The organism is Pigmentibacter sp. JX0631 (genome assembly GCF_029873255.1).
In the GTDB taxonomy this organism is placed as follows: domain Bacteria; phylum Bdellovibrionota_B; class Oligoflexia; order Silvanigrellales; family Silvanigrellaceae; genus Silvanigrella.
This window is the reverse complement of sequence record NZ_CP123622.1, coordinates 1,707,514-1,727,678: the sequence shown is the minus strand read 5'-3', so window position 1 is coordinate 1,727,678 and position 20,165 is coordinate 1,707,514. Positions and strand designations below refer to the sequence as shown.

The window sequence follows — 20,165 nt, the reverse complement described above, 5'->3', positions numbered from 1 at the left end:
GTGAATAACATTAATGAAAATAAGTATAGCGAGAAAGAATCTGATCCTAATAATTTAGATTCTCAAAAAATTAGCACTTGGATCACTTATGGTGGAAATGTTTTATGGGTTCCGGTTATTGCCCTAACAGGTTTTGGAATTTTATTTGTTTATAGTTCTTCATCAGTATATTCATCGCAGCATTTTGGAACTGAATTCTACTACGCTAAAAGGCAGGCTATTTATTTAATTCCTGCTGTAGCTGCTGCAATTATAGGAGCTAAAGTTCCTTTTGAGATGTATTATAAATATATCAGACATTTATTTTTTGCTTTTGTACTTTTAACTTTTGCCACGCATTTACCATTTATTGGAAAAACCGTAAGCGGTGCCTCTAGGTGGATTGCTTTAGGGCCATTGCCAGCAATACAACCATCAGAATTTTTAAAAATATTTACTATTATGTTACTTACATGGATATTTACTTCTTCAGCTGGTAACTACCAAAAAAATGAACCAACAAGATATTCTAATTTAATTGAGTTTTTTTTATTATTTATTGCTCCTATAGCTATTATTTCGCAAAAAGATTTCGGCTCAACAGTTGTTGTCATTTCTGGAATTGTTGCCATTTTATTTATGAATGGTTTACCTAAAAGATATTTCGCAGGTATTTTTGCATTTATAGTTACAGGATTAACAACTGCTATTCTAATTGAGCCTTATAGAATATCGCGGATTATGACATTTCTAGATCCATTTAAAGATCCACTTGGGTCTGGATTTCAAGTAATTCAAAGTTTTGTTGCTGTAGCAAATGGTGGTCTTTTTGGAAGAGGTATTGGTGAAAGTCAACAAAAACTTTTCTTTTTACCCGAAGCTCATACTGATTTTATTTTAGCTGTTATCACTGAAGAAATGGGATTTATTGGAATATTAGTTTTAGCTATTCTTTATTCAGTTCTTTATTATGCTATATTAAGACTTGTTATATTTGGAAAAAATCACAGAGACCGTCTACTAGCAACTGGAGCTTTTGCTATGCTTGTAACTACTACAGTAATAAATATGGGAGTGGTTGCTGGCGCCTTACCAAATAAAGGATTACCTTTACCATTTATATCTAATGGCGGAACTGCCCTAGTCGCCAATTTTTTTATAATAGGACTTTTATCCCAAATATCTAGAAGAATTTATACTGATAATAATTAATTTATGGAAGATAATATTATGTTCAATGCAATAAAAAGAGTTCATTTTGTCGGTATTGGAGGAAGCGGAATGTCTGGTATAGCAGAAGTTTTGCTAAATTCTAATTATGAAGTTTCTGGTAGTGATATAAAAAAAACTCCAATTACTGAAAAACTAGAAAAAATGGGAGCAAAAATTTATATTGGACACAATTCGAGTAACGTTAAAAATGCTCAAGTTCTTGTTGTTAGTAGCGCAATAAATAAACATAATCCTGAAATTATTGAAGCACAAAATTCTAGGATTCCTATTATTCATAGAAGTGAAATGTTAAGCGAATTAATGCGAATGAAATATGGAATTATAGTAGCTGGAACACATGGCAAAACTACAACGACCAGTATATTAGCTTCTGCTCTCCACGATATTGGTTTAGATCCTACTGTAGTAATAGGTGGAAAAATTAATTCTTTTGAGAGCAATGCAAAATTAGGAAAAGGCGATTTATTTGTTGCTGAAGCTGATGAGAGTGATGGTAGCTTTTTACGCCTAACACCAACTATTGCTATAATTACCAATATTGATAGGGATCACTTAGATCATTATGAAAACCTTGAGGATATTGTTAAAGCATTTGAAAAATTTATTGATAAAGTTCCTTTTTATGGAGCAATTTGTGCTTGCATTGATGATCCTATCGTCCAATTAATACTGCCTAAGATAAGAAGAAAGTTGATAACTTATGGACTTAGACAAGATGCAGATATCACTGCAATTCAGAAAAAAACAGCGGGTTTAAATACAACTTTTATTCCAAAACTTTTTGGTAAAGAATATCCAAATGTATCTTTAAAAATGCCTGGGTATTATAACTTAACAAATTCTTTAGCAACTTATGCTGTGGCGGCAGTTTTAGATTTAAATATTAATCAAATATCAGAATCAATTTCAAAGTTTGAAGGTGTGCAACATAGATATACAGTTATTGGAGAAAAAAGTAATATTATAATTGTAGATGATTACGCCCATAATCCTAAAAAAATAGAAACTGTGCTAAAAGGAACAAAAGAAAGTTTTCCAGATAAAGATATCATAGCTATTTTTCAGCCACATAGGTACTCTAGAGTTAAGAATCAGTTAGAAGAATTCGCAAATTGTTTTAAAGACGCAGATTATTTAGTTGTTACTCCTATATATGCTGCAGGAGAAAATGAAATTCCAGGAATTACTCCTACAAGTTTATGCCATCAAATAAAGTTAAATAGTTTCAATAATTCTCCTAATTCAACATTTGTCGCAGAAAATTTAAATGACGCTGTTCACAAAGTACAATCTATTTTAAAATATGTAGATCTTAAAAAAGGAGCAATAGTTCTAACGTTAGGCGCAGGTGATGTTAGACAAGTTGGTTATACTCTAATGGAGAAATTAAATCTTGAATGTGAATAACAAGAAACAGAAAAAAGTTAATTTATTAGCTTCACAAAAGATTGACTTAAGAAGTCGTAAGGGAGTAAAAAAAAATAAAAAAATAAGCAATTCAAGCAATTGGTATAGTTTATTTTTTTTCTCCATAACAAAAGTAATTAGAAATCTAATTTTAGTGGTGTATAAAGCAATAAAAAGTAGACCTAAATTAACTTATGTTTTATCAGTTTTATTTATATCATTATTTTGTTTTAAAATAAGTCTATATTTTGTTGATATTTATAGCGAAAAAATTCTACCCACAAAGGTACAGGTAGACACCGACAACAAATTAGTTACATTTGAACTATACCGACTTATCTATATTGAAATTGAAAAAGCAAAAATTCAAAAAGAAAAAAGATCTGTTTTTTTAAACAACGTTAACGAAATTTTGAATTCTATCGATACAATTGATCAATATTGGATAAGATTAGGTTTAGATGGTAAACTGCAAGTAAGTGCAATCATGCAAATTCCTATTATGTTAATTGAAGCAAAAAACAACGATCGTTATGTAATTAGTAATAATATGAAAATAATCGCAAAAAACCCAAATCCAAACCAATATAATTCATTAATAAAACTTGAAGCGCCTGAATTAAAAATCAATTGGAAACCCAAAAATTACATAGGAAAAAACAAAAAAAATAATAACGAAGATTCAACTAATAAACAGACAAATGTTAATACTCCCGTTAATTTTACTTGGTTGCTGTCTCAAACTAAATTTATAAATTCTGAAATTTTGAAATTAGGTACTGGCTATACACTTAATAAAATATCATGGGACTCAAATTTAGGTTTTACCTTAAAAATAATTAGAAATAATCAATTATTGAACAATAAAAACCAAGAGAAAAGAAAAAGTGAAGAAACTTTATCTCAAAACACAACTCAACAAGACACTGACTTTTTAGTGGCATTGATTGGAGAAAATAATTTAAAAGAAAAACTAGATCGACTTAGGACTCTTCTAAAAGAATTAGGAAATAAAAAAATTTATCCAAATAAAATCGATCTTGACTTTACGGACAAAGCAAGCTTTAAGACTCAAGGCTTAAACTCAAAATCTTCTTTGTAGGGATTTTTAATACTTGCTAATGACTTTTATTTTTTGTTTGTGTAAGTTTAAAGAGAGCGCGTTCACAAAATGCTATTTAAACATTTTGCATGCAAAGTTAAATTGACATGAAAACATCTCTTAATAAAAATATTTGTATTTCCCTTTCACTAGGCTCTACACATACTGGGCTCATTGCAGCTAGTTACGAAAGTAAGATTGCATTCAATTCGCAAAATTCGGATGCTCTAATGCTAGGTGAAAGAGAACTACCTCGCATACAAATTTTAGGAGCTGCAAGATTAAATAATAATGGCGCTATAAAAAAAGGCGTAGTTTCAAGTATTGAAGCTTTAACTTCCTCCATTCTTGAAGCTATTGATGAAGTGGAAAGACAATCTGGAATTGAAATTGAATCTGTCCGTGTCTGTATTGCAGGAAGCGCAGCTCAGTTTGATAATCATATTGAATCTTGCCATATTAAAGGCGAAGAAATTAAAGCCGCTGATCTAGAAAGAGTCTCTGCAGCAGTAAGAAATCAAAAACCTCCCATGGGATATGAATTTATTCACATGATACCAAGTTCTTATTCTGTTGATGGGAAACATGGAATTCAAAATCCAATTGGCATGCAAGGTTCACAACTCTCAATAATGCATCACAGAGTATTTTATCCTCAGGCAGATCTGCATAATATTGTCAGATCTTGTAATAATGCAGGTATAAGGGTTCAAAGTTTTGCTTTCGAGCCTTTAGCTGCTGCGGAAGGTGTTCTCACAAAAGATGAAAAAGAATTTGGTTGCATTTCACTTTCAATTGGGGCTCATTTAACTCATGCTTGTGTTTATCTTGGAAATATTCCTGTTTATTCAAAAGAATATCCTATTGGATCGCATCATATCACAAAAGATTTATCAATTGGTTTAAGAACTACTCAGGCAGAAGCAGAAAGAGTAAAAAAAGAATTAGGAAAAGCAATTGAGTTTTCTGCTAAAGATAAAAATGAAAAAATTGAAATATGTAGTATTGATGGTAATCATACTCGTTTTGTGACCAGAAAAGAAATAAATCAAATAATCGAACCAAGAGTTAGAGAAATTTTAAATACAATTTATTTTGATTTAAAAAGATCGAAATTAATAACTAAAACTTCAAAGGGAATCGTTTTATCAGGCGGCGGAGCACTACTAAGCGGTATGGCTTTAGCTACAGAGGAAGTTTTTTCGTTACATGCTAGAGTTGGTTTACCTGTAAATATTACAGGAGTAATTGAAGGTTTAAAGTCTCCTATTTGGGCATCTGGAGTTGGTACTTTATCACCACTTTTTGCTTCAATTCATGGAGAACAAAATTCATTTCAAATTGAAGAGACAAAAAAAATAGGATCCTTTGCAACAAAAATATGGCATAAATTAAAGGAACCTTTTGCTTCAAGATAATATACAATAATTAAAATAAAAGAAAATGGAGGATTTTAAAAATGAGTGAAAGAGCGGAGAAGAATAATAAATACTCATCTAACGCTATCATAAAAGTTATTGGTGTTGGCGGTGGTGGAGGTAACGCTCTCAATACAATGATTGAATCAGGACTCAGTGGAGTAGAATTTATAGCTGCAAATACTGATGTACAAGCACTTCAATCAAATCTGGCTCCTATTAAAATCCAATTAGGAAGAGAACTAACAAAAGGATTAGGTGCAGGCGCAAACCCTGAGGTTGGAAGAAATGCAGCTCTAGAAGACAAAGCAATTTTGCAAGAAGTTTTAAGTGGAGCAGATATGGTTTTTGTAACAGGCGGTATGGGTGGAGGTACCGGTACTGGTGCTGCACCAATTATTGCCCAAGTGGCAAGGGAGCTCGGAGCTCTTACTGTTGGTGTTGTTACAAAACCTTTTTCTTTTGAAGGCAAAAGAAGAAAACAACAATCAGAACATGGTATTCAATCTCTTCGCCAATCTGTTGATACTTTAATAACTATTCCTAATCAAAGACTACTCAGTATTGCTCCTCCAGAAATGTCTATGCTGGAAGGGTTTAAACTCGCTGACGAAGTTTTATTAAATGCGGTTAAGGGTATTTCAGACATCATTAATATTCCAGGTAGAGTGAATGTTGACTTTGCTGATGTGAAAACAATTATGTCCGAAATGGGCATGGCACTAATGGGAATTGGTACGGCAACTGGTCCAAATAGAGCCGCAGAAGCAGCAAGAGCAGCAATCAATTCTCCTCTTTTAGAAGATATCGATATTGAGGGTGCTACTGGTATTTTAATTAATATCACTGGTACAAGTTCAATGACGCTCCACGAAATCAGCGAAGCTTCTACTTTGATACAAGAAGCCGCTCATGAAGAAGCTAACATTATATTCGGTGCAGTTATTGATGAAAATATGGGAGATACTATCAGAGTCACTGTTATTGCTACAGGGTTTGATCAGGCAAGAGTTTCATTTCCTGAAAATGCACATGGTTTTAATGCATTACAAGCTAATAATCAACAGTCATACATTCAACAAAATGTGCCTAATCAACAGCCTGCACAACAAAATTTTGGAAATATGAATACTCAACGTCCTCAACAAGGATTTGGACAAAATATTCCAGCCGTAAATCCTTATGAAGTAAGAAATTCTGGGCAAATGAATTCTCCAATTCACCAAAATTCTTCTTTTAATCAACAAATAAATAATGCTCAACAACCAAGCCCGTTTAATCGCAATCAATATGGAAGAGATATGTCTCAACAAAATCCATATAATCAAAACTTAAATACTTCTTCACAAGCTTCAAGATTGAGTAATACTGCGAATAACGAAGTAAATAATTCAACTCATTCAAATTTAAATTCAAATATATTTCGTTCACCAGTAAACAATATTGAGCATCGTAATTCTAATTTAAATTCACATCATAACAGTCAAGCTGTACAAGCAAAATCTCATGAAAATCACGCTACACAACCGCCAGCATGGTCTAATCAACAAACGTCAAGAACAGATAATTCTCCTAGTGACTTAGAAGAGCTTACGAAGTGGACTTTTGATATGGCTAACCAACAACATGTATCAAAAGATCAAAAAGTCATGGGAGCATCGTCTGCTGTAAAGAATCATGATGATCAGAATTCTGAAGATGCGGCTGAAACAGCGCTAAAACTTGCAAAAGAATTATCGGATATAGAAATTGATGATACTGATTTTGAAACACCTGCATTCATGAGAAGAAAAGAAGATTCACATAAAGCTACTTGAAAACAATTCTAAAGAAGAATTTTCTTCAATAGAATTGTTTTGTTTACTTTCTTGATAATAGTATTTTTCATAAATACCTAAAAATAACAACCAAGATAAAAACCTTGATTCTTCTTTATTTTTAAAATGAAACACATGCTCTAAAGACGAACTAACTAAGAATCCTTTTATTTTTTTCTTATTTAAATCATTTTTATCATTAGGATTTCCAAAGTCGGCAACAATCTCATTATTAAAAAGCAAGTCTAAGTCTTTTTTGTTTTTAGCATTCTGAATTAATTTAGAAATATATTCTATTTTATTTTCAATACAATTAGTTAAATTATTAGTTGAAACAAATATAGACGAAAAATCATATAAAATTGAAGGTAAAACGTTAAAGAAACCTACTTTTTTAATTGCAAAAATATCATCACTACAAATACTATTTAAAAAACTAATATGTGGAGAATGCATTAAAATCATAATAGGACTAGAACAATTTAATGTTAAATTAAAGAAGTCTGCTGTATTGCGAAAAAAATCAGAATTTTTTTCAATTAAACCAGTCAACTTTTTATTATCTTCAAAAAAAATAGGCTCATGAATATTTCTAGGACATGACAATATAAATTGAAAAGGTTCGTTTAATATTTCTTTTAATTGTGTTAATTTTTCTTGAAAATTTTTTTTACTTAATAAACCCCAGATATTAACTGTAACGATTATATTTTTTTTATGATTCTTAGCCAGCCATTTATATAGAATACTAAGATCATCAGATTCAGATCTAATAATTTCTTCAGGAAAAAGATCAATTAAAGAAATCGTTTTCTCAGAGTGAGAGATTTGTATATAAAATTCTTTTATATCATGTTTTTCTTTAATAGTTTTCGAACATTTTGAAATAAAATCAAGATCATTAAATCCCCAAAATAAAACACCAATCTTCATGATTGAGCAATCCTATTTAAATTGTTTTTGTTTCAATATTTGAAGCTATACTAATGGTCTTTTTATTAATTTTACTTACCATTCCCATATCACTTAACAACCAATCCAAAAGTGATACTGCTGATTCATTCCATTCAAAACTTTTACCATTAGCCTTTTCAACAATAAATTGTCGAGTAGATTTTGCCTTGTAAAGATCTTTATAAAATACAGAATCTTTTTTATCTTGTAATATTTTTTCTATTTGTTTTGCCCAAATAGCTGAGTATCCATTATCTAATCCACACCAAAAGTTTGTTGGTAGAACTCCTGAATCAAAGTGCTGATCGACCGCTGTTGATGTTCTATAAATAACTGGAGTTCCACTTAAAGCTGACTCTAAAGGGGGCAAACCAAAACCCTCAGCTACAGAAGGATGTACCAACAAATTAGAAAATCTATAAATATCAGCAAGTTCAAAATCAGATAGAGTAGGCAAAACGATTGTTCGTAGATTTTCAAAAAATTTAATTCGACCTATTTCTTTCATAGGGCATCTTTTTAAAAAACTTGAAATTTCTTTAGGATCAGAACCGATTCTAATAAACCAAATATTTAAAGCATTATTTTCAGATGCAACTTTTGATACTGCCTGTAAAGCAACATCCCAGCATTTATATTTTTGATTTCTTCCAACACCAAGTATCCATTGACCTTGAATTATTTTTTCGACAAATGAATTAAATTTTTCTGAATCCTTTTCAAGAGAAACATCTTCAAAAAATTTTTTTCTTAATATTGTTAATTGATCTGTGTCTGTGATTTTTGCTTGACTACCAAAATGCAAATCCACAGCATCGCCTATGACATATAAAGGTGATGTTCTTTTTTTAACTAAACTTTGAAGAATTTTTGCTGAATGATTTGATACGGTAGAAACATAAGGGAGACGAGATAAAGCTCTTTTAACTAAAAATCGAAATTGTCTTTTGAATATGAATCCCACACCTTTCACTGGCATAAATGGAATACTATCATGAACTACTTGAATAACTCTGGATGACATATTGTTTCTTGATATGAAAAGCGGCCTATCAAAATTAGCAGGAGCTAACCAAATAACATGATTTGATGTTAATTTTTGTATTCTTTTTAAAGCAAAAGTTGGCCATAACCAAATTGGTTTATCATAAGATTTTTGTAAAGCTCCAGGACCGCCGCTCCAAAACGAGACGGTATCAGGATAACTATGAATTAAATCGATAATCCATTGAGAAGGTTCAGACTTTGAAACTATAAGAATTTTTAATCTTTTTTTATTTTTTTGGAGAAGTAAATTTCTTTTATTTAACTCAATTGCTAAAGCTCTAGTTAATCCAATGACAAATCTTGATATCCCAGAGACAATTCCCGATTGAGCAGATCTAGAATCAATAGCAAGCCATACAATATCAGAATTTTCTTTTAAATTAGCTTCGTTTTGCAAAGTCGACAAATTCGTCATCGTATGTTCACCGTAAAATTAATCAAAGAATAAAAAAGGAAGAGCTCAAATAAACCCTTCCTTATAATGGTAGCATAATTTTGAATTGAAAATTATACCTGAATCTTCAAACACAATCAAAAAAATAACTTGAAAAGAGAGTCAACAAATCAAATTACTATTATTTTGTTTGTGTTGAGGACTTCCCAGCATGAAGTTCAACAGCTTCAATTCTCGCTAAAGCGCGAGCACGTGCAGCTTCAGCTCTTTTCATATCTATTAAATCCGATGCCTTAGCTGCAAGACGATTTTGTGCTCTTTCTAAAGCACTCTTTGCTCTAGAAAGATCTATTGTAGATGCATCCTCACCTACATCAACTAATAAAGTAACAGAAGAGCCTGATATTTCAGCAACTCCCCCAGAAACTTTATAAAAGCCTGCTACTTCATTCTGCGTATAAACGACAACACCTGTGCCAACAGCTGAAACCATTGGTGCATGTCCAGGCAATACACCTATAGTTCCATGATCGATTGGAAAATAGATCTCGGTCACACCAGAAAGATCAAGGAGACGTTTATAAGGAGTTAAGATAACAACTCGCATATTGCCTTTTGCTTCAACCATAAATACACAATCCCCAGTCTTTTAATTAAACGGTGACACCCATCTTTCTTGCCTTTTCAACCGCTTCTTCAATACTACCAACCATATAAAATGCAGATTCAGGAAGATGATCCCATTTGCCTTCACAAACTTCTTTAAAGCTGCGAACTGTATCTCCAACTTTTACATAACGTCCAGGATTTCCAGTAAATACTTCTGCAACATGGAACGGTTGTGATAAAAAGCGTTCTATACGACGAGCTCTTGCAACAACTAACTTATCTTCCTCAGATAGTTCATCCATACCTAAAATTGCAATAATATCTTGTAATTCTTTATATCTTTGTAAAATTTGTTGAACTTTACGAGCTGTATTATAGTGTTCATCTCCAACGATTTGTGGATCCAAAATTCTACTAGTAGAATTTAAAGGATGTACCGCTGGATAAATTCCTTTTTCAGTTAAGGAACGATCTAGATTTGTTGTCGCATCTAAGTGAGCAAATGTAGTTGCAGGCGCAGGGTCAGTATAGTCATCTGCAGGTACATAAATAGCTTGTACAGATGTAATAGAACCAGTGTTTGTAGAAGTAATTCTTTCCTGTAATTCACCCATTTCAGTAGCTAGGTTAGGTTGATAACCCACGGCAGAAGGTATACGACCTAAAAGAGCAGATATTTCAGCTCCAGCTTGAGTAAAACGGAATATATTATCTACGAAAAACAATACGTCTTGATTTTGTTCATCTCTAAAATATTCAGCAACTGATAATCCTGAAAGAGCAACTCTAGCACGAGCTCCCGGTGGTTCGTTCATTTGGCCATAAACCAGAGCCACTTTATCAAGAACTCCTGAGTCCTTCATTTCATGATAAAGGTCATTACCTTCCCGCGTTCTTTCACCGACACCAGCAAATACTGAGTAGCCACCATGTTGTTTAGCAATGTTATTTATTAATTCCATAATTAACACAGTTTTGCCAACTCCAGCACCACCAAATAGGCCAATTTTTCCACCTTTTTGGTAAGGAGCTAACAAGTCAACAACTTTAATACCTGTTTCTAGCATTTCTAATTTTGTACTTTGACGAGTAAAATCAGGAGCTTTGCGATGAATTTGATATTCTTTTGAATACTCAACAGCTCCTTTTCCATCAATTGGATCTCCAATAACGTTTAAAATACGTCCTAAAACATTATTGCCAACAGGAACTGAAATTTGTTTGCCTGTATTGCGAACTGCAACGCCACGACTTAACCCTTCAGTAGAATCCATTGCAATTGCTCTAACTGTATTTTCGCCTAAATGTTGAGCAACTTCTAAAACAAGATTTTCTTTATCACTGTTTATAGATGTGTTTGTTGTTCTTAAAGCATGATAAATTTCTGGTAGGTTACCATGTTCAAATTGAACATCAACAACCGGTCCCATAACTTGAATAATTTTTCCTGATCCAGACATATAAACTCCAAAATTTTTAAAATTACAATGCCTCAGCACCGCTTATAATTTCAATAAGTTCTTTAGTAATTGCTGCTTGACGCGCTCTTTGATAAGTAATTTGTAACCTGCGTTCCATTTCCTTAGCATTCCGAGTAGCGTTATCCATTGCAGTCATTCGAGCTCCATGTTCACTTGCTATAGCTTCAAGTAAAGTTTGGAACATTCTTGATGCCATATACCGAGGTATAACAAATGAAAGAAGTTCATCCACTTCTGGCTCAAATATAGGTTCAGCTTGCATAGATGAAACGCCAATATGAAGAGGCAAAACAACATCAGCGGTGGGAGTTTGCGACATAGCAGATTGGAATTTATTATAAACAACCACAAATTTTCCAATTTTACCGTCTGAATAAAGCTTGCCAAATGCATCAGATAAACGAGTTGCATTTGCATTTGTAGGTTTATCGAAATGCGCTGAGATTGAAACTAATCCGTTATTATCAATCAAAACATCTGGATTTACACAATAATCATTTTCAGATGCAAAAAGAGCATCTTCTTTGATTTTTAGAATTAATTTCCTTCTTCTATTTAGTGCTTGAAACGCTTTTTTACCAATACAAGTTGTAACAACCTTATATCCTTCAGCTTCTAATTCAGAAATTGTTTTAATAGCTTGTTTAGTTACATTTGCATTATAGCCACCGCATAAACCTCTTTCTGAAGAAATAACTAATACAGCAGCTGTTTTTGAAGCAGACTCATTCATTAATGGATGAGTACAGCCACCACTAACCACACCTGCTAATTTAGATGTCAATTGTGCCAAGGAATGTGCATAGGGTCTAGAGTTTACAACATTATGTTGTGCTCTCCCAAATTTAGCGGCTGATACCAACTTCATAGCTTTAGTAATTTGTTGAGTACCCTTAACACTTTTTATTTTACTGCGAAGATCCTTAAGACTTGCTGGCATTTGGTTCAAACCTCTTTGCAAAATCATCAAGAGCTTTTTTAATTTCAGTTTGCAATTCACTACTCATTTTCTTACCAGTAGCAATTTCATCTAAAATATTTTTATGTGTAGCTTCAAAATAGTTCAGCATTTGGCGCTCAAAAGTACCAACATAACGAACTTCTATATTATCTAAATAACCATTAATAGCTGCGAAGATTGTGAGTACTTGCTTTTCCATTGCTAATGGAGAGTACTGAGCCTGTTTCAAAAGTTCAGTTAAACGTTGTCCACGATTAATCTGTTTACGTGTTGCGGCGTCTAGATCAGAACCAAACTGAGCAAAGGCAGCGAGTTCTCTATATTGCGCTAATTCAAGACGTAAGTTCCCAGCCACTTGTTTCATAGAACCAGTTTGAGCAGCGCCACCAACACGAGACACAGAAAGTCCCGCATTTACGGCTGGACGCATACCTGCATTGAATAGATCTGCTTCAAGAAATATTTGTCCATCAGTAATAGAAATAACGTTTGTTGGAATGTATGCGGAAATATCATTCGCTTGTGTTTCAATAATTGGGAATGCTGTTAAACTTCCAGCACCAAGATCATCACTTAATTTACAAGCTCTTTCCAATAAACGACTATGCAAATAAAAAACGTCTCCAGGATATGCTTCGCGACCTGGTGGTCTTCTTAATAAAAGAGATAATTCACGATATGCTTGTGCATGCTTAGTCAAGTCATCATAAAAAATGACCGCATGTTCACCACGATCTCTAAAATATTCACCAATAGTACAACCTGTATATGGAGCCATAAATTGCAATGTTGCCGCTTCAGATGCTCCTGCAACAACTATGGTTGTATATTCTAACGCTCCAGCTCTGCGGAGTTTTTCCACAACTTGAGCAATAGTTGAGTACTTTTGACCGATTGCAACATAAATACATTTCACACCACTACCTTTTTGGTTGATAATAGTATCAATTGCAATTGCAGTTTTACCTGTTTGACGGTCTCCAATAATTAATTCGCGTTGCCCACGTCCAATTGGAATCATAGAGTCGATTGACTTAATCCCAGTTTGAAGAGGTTCATGCACACTTTTACGCGCCATAATACCAGGTGCTTTTATTTCAACTGGAGAATGTTCTTCTGTATTAAGATCACCTAATCCATCAATTGGTTCACCTAAAGCATTCACAACTCTTCCTAAAAGTTGTGATCCCACTGGTATACTATTTACTTTTCCAGTTCTACGAACCTGCATTCCTTCACGAATGGTTTCAGAACCAGAAAATACCGCAACACCAACATTGTCCTCTTCTAAGTTAAGGACGATTCCTTTAACACCATTTTCAAATTGAATAAGTTCACTAATTAAAGCTTTTTCTAGACCATAAATGCGTGCCATTCCATCTGCAATTGATACAACCGTACCAGTTTCAGATACTTCCGCCTTTTGTCCAAAAGCTTGAATTTTTTGTTTTAATAACTGGCTTATTTCATCAACCCGGATATGCTCCATGAATATAACTCCTAACTCAAAGACTCTTTAAGATTCAAAAGACGAGAACGCAGACTTGCATCTACATTTGTATTTCCAACTTTAATAACAAAACCCGAACGTAAGGATTCATCAACCTTAGATTCAAGAATAATTTTTTTATTTAAAACAGATTCTAAAACAGAAGAAAACTCAGTTTCTCCACTTTCACTTAACTTTGATGCAGAAGAAATTGTGGCTCTTGCTACACCTAGGTGTTCATCAGCTCGTAAAAGAAAGTTTTTAAGAACAGGTTGAATTTCAGAAAATCTATGATTTTCTAACATCAACTTAAGAAATTCCTTTAATTCTAAAGGAACATTTCTTCCGCCAAGAATTTTTTCTAATACTGTATCTAATAAAATTAATTTTTCTTCCAAAGAAAGAGTTGGATTAACAAAAAAACCAGTCATTTTTCGGGTAAAAAATGACGCCAAAATTCTTGTTATGTCTACAAATTCGCTAAAAGAAATACCCTTTTTAACTGCATCTAATGCGCATTCAAAAAGAGCTGTCCCATACCTTCTGGCAAGAGGACCTGAAAATTTATTCATAAATTACAAACTCCACATAAGTAGAAATTAAAAAAGAATGAATTAATTGAGAGACCTAATGCCTTCAATTGTTTCCGACTTTAGCTTTGCATCTAAAGAATGTAATTGCTCAGCAGTTAATGATTTTTCAACTTCATGTAAAGCTAAATTAAACAACTCGTGTTTAATTTCTTCCTTTGTCCTTGTAATCATTTCATTTGCAGCTCTTTGAGCATCCTTCAAAATTGATTCAGATAGTTTAGCCGCATCGTTCAATATCTTTTCACGTTCAATTTTAGCATCAAAAAGACTTTGCTCTTTTAATTTAGCAATTTCTTCTTCTAGTGAAGCAATTTGAGCTTCATATTCTTTCACTTTTCTTTCAGCTAATAAACTAGCTTCTTTTGCTTCAGAAAGTTTTGCGCGTAATTCTGTACGGTTTTTATCCAACATGTTTGATATTGGCTTTTTTGCAAAAAATATAATTGCAGCCAAAAAGACAGCAAATTGAAAATAAGGCCAAAATACACCATACCAGAAAGCGCCTCCTCCAGAGCTTCCCTCGGTTGCAAATGCATCATTAGAGTTTAATAATTGATAACCAAGCATAAAACTTAAACATGCAACCCCAATTTTTTTGTAAATAGTTGACACCAATTCTTTAACTTGATTTGGAAGATCATTTTTAGCTTTGTTTTTTTCAGCTTCCAACTTAGCTTTAACATCATCCAAGTAAGTCTCAGCTTTCGTTTGATTTTCAGTAATTAGTTCAGTAGCAATTTTTTGAGCAGCAAAAATTTGTTCTGCTTTTAAGCGCTTAGCTTCTTCAGCACCTTTTTTAAGTTCTTCTAGGTACTGCATTTCTAACTTTCTTGCCCGATCATTTTCTAATCGAGAAGCTTCAGTCGCTCCTACCGTTCTCCGTCTACGCTCATTATGAAGTTTTACAGCAGGCTGAATTATAAGCTTTTGCGCTATATACACTCCTACTAAGAAAATACCTACTTGAATACCAAATCTTAAGGCACCTTCTGTATCATGAAACGGATAAATATCTAGAGAGCCTGCCATTTACTCCACCTCAAGGCATGTTCAGCCATTTTAGGCTGAATTATCAAAAGAAAATAAAAAATATCTAAAACAAAAACGGTGTTGTTTAGGTTCGGCAACCCAAGCAGCACCCGCTCGTTCCTGTATCTGGCCTTGTTATTACTGTGAACTTTGAGTTTCTGCAAGCCCTCGCTCACATAATTTGCAATAATATTTTTCAATTAAAGTGTTTTTTGTCTATATCCCTCAAAAAAATTAGATACCCCAAGTTTTTCTGCCAACTTAAGATGTTCTTGCAAAGTTGTTCTCGAAATTTGAAGCAACTGGCTTGCTTTCGTCATAGTAAAGCCTTTTTTTCTTACTGTATAAAAACTCAATGCGGCTTTTATAAAACCGTGAGCATCTTGCCCCTGCATTAGTGTGTAAGAAAATAAATTTTCTGCACATTTTTCAAGCGAAATATCGATATTGCTACATAATTCATCATAGTTAATTAGTATGTGATCTAGATATTCTGATGCACTTGAGTAAGAACCTTTAAAGCCACCTAAATAGGCTGTTTGAACTACAGCATCAATAAAACAATTTAATCCTAAATATTTTGCTACTAATTTAAGCTTTCTAAAAATTTCGCTATCAAAAACATCTATGTAAATATCAAGAGAAAAGTGTTCAAGTATTTTTTCTATAGCATTTGCTGGTGACGAAATAAGAAGTTCAGGAGAAGAAACTTTATAGAGAATAAAACCTAAACCATATTTAATTGTATCTGGATGAATCAATACTGTTGGAATTATAGTTGATTTTTTACTAATGAGAGTTTCATATTTTTCATCTAATTGGAGAGGATCTGTTACTATATTAAAACATAGAAATTGATTTTTTTGTTCCGTTTCTAAACTTGCAAGAATGATTTCATGAATTTCTTTTGACTCAACTTTAACATGAACATCAAAACCACTTTTTACAATATTAAGAATATGATTTACATCTTCTTCTAGCCGTTTATTGACCAATTCTTTAATTAATTTAACTTTTGACTTTTGCATGAAAATATCCTTTCAAAATTCAACAAGCAATTATTTAAAATTTTTTTGAATCTTTAAAAAAGCATTCTTGACAGAACTATGAAAGTGAAAATTTTTTTATAAATTCATTTACTTTAAAATAGTTCTTTATAATCTGATAAAGGAAATTTTTAATAGTTTTATCATTCCATTGTTTTAAAACTCAGATTGAGATCTTTCCAAGTAAAAATGTTTCACGTGAAACATTTGGCTACTTTTAATAGTAATTATATATATTTACCCTCATAAGTGATAAATTAAAAGTGAATGTAGTATTTAGAAGAGATAAAGGGAAATATGAATTTAATATTAAAACTAATTATGATTTTAACTTTTGCTTTTTGTTCTAAATTAAATGCTTCTGGGATTGAAAAAAAAGTTATTGAATTAGGTCAAATTGTTAATGTACCCCACCAGAAAATCTGTGCATCTATTCTCAGTACTGCATATGAAAAGGGTAAAATTACATATCATATAAATATTCTTCCTGGTTGGAGATCAATTTTTGAAACATTTAAAGGTAACCTTGATGGAGAAGTTTGCAGATATACTAAATTTGCTGAAGAGCATCCAAATCTAATAAAAATAACGCCACCTATTTATTTTATTTTACCTACTGTTTTTTCTACTAAAGATTTAAAACTAAAAGATATCAGCAAAGATACATTTAAAGATTATAGAGTGGGTATCATAAAAGGATTACCAGGATTCGAAGATTACTTAAGTAAAGTGAAAAATCTTGAATCCGTAAATTCTATCGAACAGCTTATTCAAATGCTATTACTTGATAGAATTGACTTATTTATTACTTCTCGCATTAATGCAATAATAACAATGAAACGAATGGGAACTGAATCAAAAATTAAATATTCATATTCTCCAGAAAAGTTTAGAACGCCTTTATACCATTTTCTTTCTAATAAATTTCAATCACAAGCTACTGAATTGCAAAAAATTCTTAGCACTATGGAACAATCAGGTGAATTAAACATTTTGCAAAAACAACTCGAAATGAATGAAATCAATCAAGCCAAACCACAATAGTGACATTTTTCAAATCTTGTTAAACCTATTCACTAAGACTTAAAATAGACACAATTGAAAGTTATTCAAAAATGTTTCACGTGAAACATTTTTGTTCAATACTATGAATTTATTTGATTAAAAAGAAAAAACTCATTTTCTCTTGAAAAAAAAGTTTTCAGATTTATGGTCTCTATTCACAGAAGGAGAATGAAATGCCTCTAAATAATAATGATTTATTGAAACAAGACAAAAACAAACATGTCACTTTCAATCATAAATTTCATGAAGCATCTAAAAATTATTATCAAAATCAGGTGATTGAATATATACCAATTAAAAACATAGAGCCTCTTGAGGAGCAGCCAAGAACTTTTTTTGATCCTGAAAGTTTAGATGAATTAGCGCAAAGCATAAGAACTTACGGAATATTACAGCCAGTAATAGTTTATTTAGATGAAAATGAAAAAATTAAAATTATTGCGGGAGAAAGACGGTGGAAAGCCGCTCAAATTGCAGGGTTAGAAAAAATTCCCTGTTTAGTTAGAGATTTAAATGACCATTCATCCCTAGAACTAGCACTGATAGAAAATATTCAAAGAGAAGCATTATCAGCTGTCGAAGAAGCTCAAACTTATAAAAAGCTTTTAGAAGAACATAATTATACACAAGAAACATTAGCTTCTAGAATAGGGAAAAATAGAGCGACAATTTCAAACACAATTAGATTATTGTCTTTACCAGATAAAATTTTAGATGATTTAAATTTAAAAATCATTTCACCTGGGCATGCACGCGCCTTATGCGCAATTGAAAATCAAAAACTCCAACTGAAAGCCCACTCAATTATAGTTAAAAAGAAGCTTTCTGTTCGACAGGCTGAAGAATTAATAAAATCTTTAAAATTAGATAAAACACACAAAACTCTTACAGATTCAATTTCTCCTGATCTTCGATATATCTGCGATCAATATAAGGGTCATTTAGGTACAAAAGTTAAAATTACAGGAGATACGAATAAAGGAAAAATTGAAATCAGTTATTATACTCTAGATGATTTAGAAAGAATTTCTGAGCTTATTCTTGGGAATATAATACCCCCACCCAAAAATAGTTAATATTAATGTGGATAAAAATTAATTAAAGTAAATTTGCAGCTATTGTCGCTAAAGCAGATCTTTCCCCTTTAACTAAAGTAACATGTCCAGCTATTGCTTCTTGTTTCATTCTTTCAACCACATAAGTTAAACCATTGCTTGCTGCGTCTACATATGGATTATCAATTTGGTACGGATCTCCAGTTAATATAATTTTGGTGTTTTCTCCAGCACGAGTTAAAATAGTTTTAATTTCATGCGGAGTTAAATTTTGTGCTTCGTCAACAATGAAATATTGGTTTGGAATTGAACGCCCACGAATATAAGTTAGAGGTTCAACCTCTAATATTCCTTGATTTATTAATTCATGATAACTCTGAGAAAGTCTTTTTTGTCTTCCTTGAGAAACACCTCCTAATAATAGTTCTAAATTATCGAAAATGGGCTGCATCCAAGGATTTAATTTTTCTTCCAATGTTCCAGGTAAATATCCAACATCTCTGCCTAATGGAAAAATAGGTCTACTTACCAATAATTTTTGATATTTCGATTCGTCAGTTGTTTTTTCTAATCCTGCCGCTATTGCAAGTAAGGTTTTCCCTGTTCCTGCCGTTCCCACTAAAGTAACAAGCTTAACATCATCATCTAATAGCAAATCTAAAGCAAAACTTTGTTCTAAATTTCTAGGATATATTCCCCAAACAAAGTCTTTTCCACCTAAATTTAAATTTTTTAAATTACCTGTAACATGATCATATTTACCATATACAAACTGCAAAGGATCTTTCGCATCTCTTAAAATAACATATTGATTAGGCATGAGTTCATATTCTTCTAACGAAACTGAACCTGATGATAAATATTTTTTAAGTACTTCTGATTCAACTTCAAATTCTACTATGCCTGTGTAAAGCTCCTCTATGTTTACTTTATCAGCTTCAAAATCTGAAACACTAACTCCTAACGCATCTGCTTTAATCCGCAGGTTAGAGTCCTTAGTTATTAAAATTACAGGCATATTTGCTACTTGTTTTTTTAATATCAATGCAACGCTTAGTATTAAATTATCAGGCTTTCTTTCAAAATGAGTAGGCAAAAGAGCCATATCAGATTCCAAGACGACATAGACTTTACCACTATCTTTTTTATCTCCAAATAAGGGTATTCCATTGCTTAGAGAACCTCTTTCACGCAGATCATCAAGAATTCTTGAAAAATGACGCGCATTCCTTCCAGTTTCACTCAATCCTTTTTTGAAAGTGTCTAGTTCCTCAATAACTGAAATGGGAATATACACATCATTATCTTCAAAAGAGAAAATGGCACTTGGATTAGATAGCAACACATTTGTGTCTATTACAAATTTCTTTTTCAACCCTTTACCCCTTTCGACAAATAATTCGATCCAAAGAGGGATCGCGCTCTTACAAGAAATCAATTCTTACTCTATCATTCCATGAGAATGATTAGAGGTTAACAGAAAGAA

Annotated in this window: 16 protein-coding genes and 1 pseudogene; 7 read left to right on the top strand and 10 right to left on the bottom strand. The window is 32.4% G+C overall.

The window, feature by feature from the left end; all coding sequences use genetic code 11:
• From ftsW to ftsZ, 5 genes and pseudogenes are all read left to right on the top strand, one after another.
• On the top strand, positions 1-1,191 hold the full coding sequence (gene ftsW, locus QEJ31_RS07550) for a putative lipid II flippase FtsW (protein WP_280593172.1): 1,191 nt from the start codon (positions 1-3) through the stop codon (positions 1,189-1,191).
• A gap of 18 nt (positions 1,192-1,209) precedes the next feature.
• A complete protein-coding gene (gene murC, locus QEJ31_RS07545) occupies positions 1,210-2,619 on the top strand; it encodes a UDP-N-acetylmuramate--L-alanine ligase (RefSeq protein ID WP_280593171.1) in 1,410 nt (469 codons plus the stop codon).
• Complete coding sequence (locus QEJ31_RS07540; RefSeq protein WP_280593170.1) at positions 2,606-3,721, top strand: hypothetical protein; 1,116 nt, start codon at positions 2,606-2,608, stop codon at positions 3,719-3,721. The genes murC and QEJ31_RS07540 overlap by 14 nt, the downstream gene beginning before the upstream one ends.
• A gap of 107 nt (positions 3,722-3,828) precedes the next feature.
• Positions 3,829-5,139, top strand: a complete 1,311-nt coding sequence (ftsA, locus tag QEJ31_RS07535) for a cell division protein FtsA (protein ID WP_280593169.1) — start codon at positions 3,829-3,831, stop codon at positions 5,137-5,139.
• 41 nt (positions 5,140-5,180) lie between these two features.
• Positions 5,181-6,248, top strand: a pseudogene (ftsZ, locus tag QEJ31_RS15745) (cell division protein FtsZ); the annotation flags it as partial.
• 690 nt (positions 6,249-6,938) lie between these two features.
• On the opposite strand, the gene QEJ31_RS07525 reads toward ftsZ, so the two are convergent.
• The 9 genes from QEJ31_RS07525 to QEJ31_RS07485 all read right to left on the bottom strand — a co-directional run bounded on the left by QEJ31_RS07525 (position 6,939) and on the right by QEJ31_RS07485 (position 16,541).
• Positions 6,939-7,889, bottom strand: a complete 951-nt coding sequence (locus QEJ31_RS07525; RefSeq protein WP_280593167.1) for a hypothetical protein — start codon at positions 7,887-7,889, stop codon at positions 6,939-6,941.
• 16 nt (positions 7,890-7,905) lie between these two features.
• Positions 7,906-9,372 (bottom strand): glycosyltransferase, encoded by a 1,467-nt coding sequence (locus QEJ31_RS07520; RefSeq protein WP_280593166.1) that lies wholly within the window; start codon positions 9,370-9,372, stop codon positions 7,906-7,908.
• 160 nt (positions 9,373-9,532) lie between these two features.
• Positions 9,533-9,979, bottom strand: a complete 447-nt coding sequence (gene atpC, locus QEJ31_RS07515) for an ATP synthase F1 subunit epsilon (RefSeq protein ID WP_280593165.1) — start codon at positions 9,977-9,979, stop codon at positions 9,533-9,535.
• A gap of 25 nt (positions 9,980-10,004) precedes the next feature.
• Complete coding sequence (gene atpD / locus QEJ31_RS07510; protein ID WP_280593164.1) at positions 10,005-11,420, bottom strand: F0F1 ATP synthase subunit beta; 1,416 nt, start codon at positions 11,418-11,420, stop codon at positions 10,005-10,007.
• Between the two features lie 22 nt (positions 11,421-11,442).
• The gene (locus QEJ31_RS07505) at positions 11,443-12,381 is read right to left on the bottom strand and encodes a FoF1 ATP synthase subunit gamma (RefSeq protein ID WP_280593163.1); all 939 of its coding nucleotides are present in this window, start codon (positions 12,379-12,381) and stop codon (positions 11,443-11,445) included.
• Positions 12,365-13,891, bottom strand: a complete 1,527-nt coding sequence (gene atpA, locus QEJ31_RS07500; protein ID WP_280593162.1) for a F0F1 ATP synthase subunit alpha — start codon at positions 13,889-13,891, stop codon at positions 12,365-12,367. Before atpA ends, QEJ31_RS07505 begins: the two co-directional genes overlap by 17 nt.
• 11 nt (positions 13,892-13,902) lie before the next feature.
• Complete coding sequence (gene atpH / locus QEJ31_RS07495) at positions 13,903-14,463, bottom strand: ATP synthase F1 subunit delta (RefSeq protein WP_280593161.1); 561 nt, start codon at positions 14,461-14,463, stop codon at positions 13,903-13,905.
• Positions 14,464-14,505: 42 nt separating this feature from the next.
• Complete coding sequence (locus QEJ31_RS07490) at positions 14,506-15,513, bottom strand: ATP synthase F0 subunit B (protein ID WP_280593160.1); 1,008 nt, start codon at positions 15,511-15,513, stop codon at positions 14,506-14,508.
• Positions 15,514-15,713: 200 nt separating this feature from the next.
• Positions 15,714-16,541, bottom strand: a complete 828-nt coding sequence (locus tag QEJ31_RS07485) for a hypothetical protein (protein ID WP_280593159.1) — start codon at positions 16,539-16,541, stop codon at positions 15,714-15,716.
• A 315-nt stretch (positions 16,542-16,856) separates the two neighbouring features.
• On the opposite strand from QEJ31_RS07485, the gene QEJ31_RS07480 reads away from it, so the two are divergent.
• Complete coding sequence (locus QEJ31_RS07480; RefSeq protein ID WP_280593158.1) at positions 16,857-17,603, top strand: transporter substrate-binding domain-containing protein; 747 nt, start codon at positions 16,857-16,859, stop codon at positions 17,601-17,603.
• Between the two features lie 194 nt (positions 17,604-17,797).
• Positions 17,798-18,700 carry a ParB/RepB/Spo0J family partition protein gene (locus tag QEJ31_RS07475; RefSeq protein ID WP_280593157.1) on the top strand — a complete coding sequence of 301 codons (903 nt, stop codon included), beginning with the start codon at positions 17,798-17,800 and terminating at the stop codon, positions 18,698-18,700.
• A 22-nt stretch (positions 18,701-18,722) separates the two neighbouring features.
• Here the strand turns inward: QEJ31_RS07475 and QEJ31_RS07470 are convergent, their stop codons facing one another.
• Positions 18,723-20,054 (bottom strand): PhoH family protein, encoded by a 1,332-nt coding sequence (locus QEJ31_RS07470; RefSeq protein ID WP_280593156.1) that lies wholly within the window; start codon positions 20,052-20,054, stop codon positions 18,723-18,725.
• Between the last annotated feature and the right edge of the window lie 111 nt (positions 20,055-20,165).

Coding starts and splice junctions, on each gene's coding strand:
- atpH (WP_280593161.1), bottom strand. CDS start 14,463: ATGAATAAATTTTCAGGTCCTCTTGCCAGAAGGTATGGGACAGCTCTT.
- QEJ31_RS07505 (WP_280593163.1), bottom strand. CDS start 12,381: ATGCCAGCAAGTCTTAAGGATCTTCGCAGTAAAATAAAAAGTGTTAAG.
- QEJ31_RS07525 (WP_280593167.1), bottom strand. CDS start 7,889: ATGAAGATTGGTGTTTTATTTTGGGGATTTAATGATCTTGATTTTATT.
- QEJ31_RS07485 (WP_280593159.1), bottom strand. CDS start 16,541: ATGCAAAAGTCAAAAGTTAAATTAATTAAAGAATTGGTCAATAAACGG.
- ftsA (WP_280593169.1), top strand. CDS start 3,829: ATGAAAACATCTCTTAATAAAAATATTTGTATTTCCCTTTCACTAGGC.
- atpA (WP_280593162.1), bottom strand. CDS start 13,891: ATGGAGCATATCCGGGTTGATGAAATAAGCCAGTTATTAAAACAAAAA.
- atpD (WP_280593164.1), bottom strand. CDS start 11,420: ATGTCTGGATCAGGAAAAATTATTCAAGTTATGGGACCGGTTGTTGAT.
- QEJ31_RS07480 (WP_280593158.1), top strand. CDS start 16,857: ATGAATTTAATATTAAAACTAATTATGATTTTAACTTTTGCTTTTTGT.
- atpC (WP_280593165.1), bottom strand. CDS start 9,979: ATGGTTGAAGCAAAAGGCAATATGCGAGTTGTTATCTTAACTCCTTAT.
- QEJ31_RS07475 (WP_280593157.1), top strand. CDS start 17,798: ATGCCTCTAAATAATAATGATTTATTGAAACAAGACAAAAACAAACAT.
- QEJ31_RS07490 (WP_280593160.1), bottom strand. CDS start 15,513: ATGGCAGGCTCTCTAGATATTTATCCGTTTCATGATACAGAAGGTGCC.
- murC (WP_280593171.1), top strand. CDS start 1,210: ATGTTCAATGCAATAAAAAGAGTTCATTTTGTCGGTATTGGAGGAAGC.
- QEJ31_RS07520 (WP_280593166.1), bottom strand. CDS start 9,372: ATGACGAATTTGTCGACTTTGCAAAACGAAGCTAATTTAAAAGAAAAT.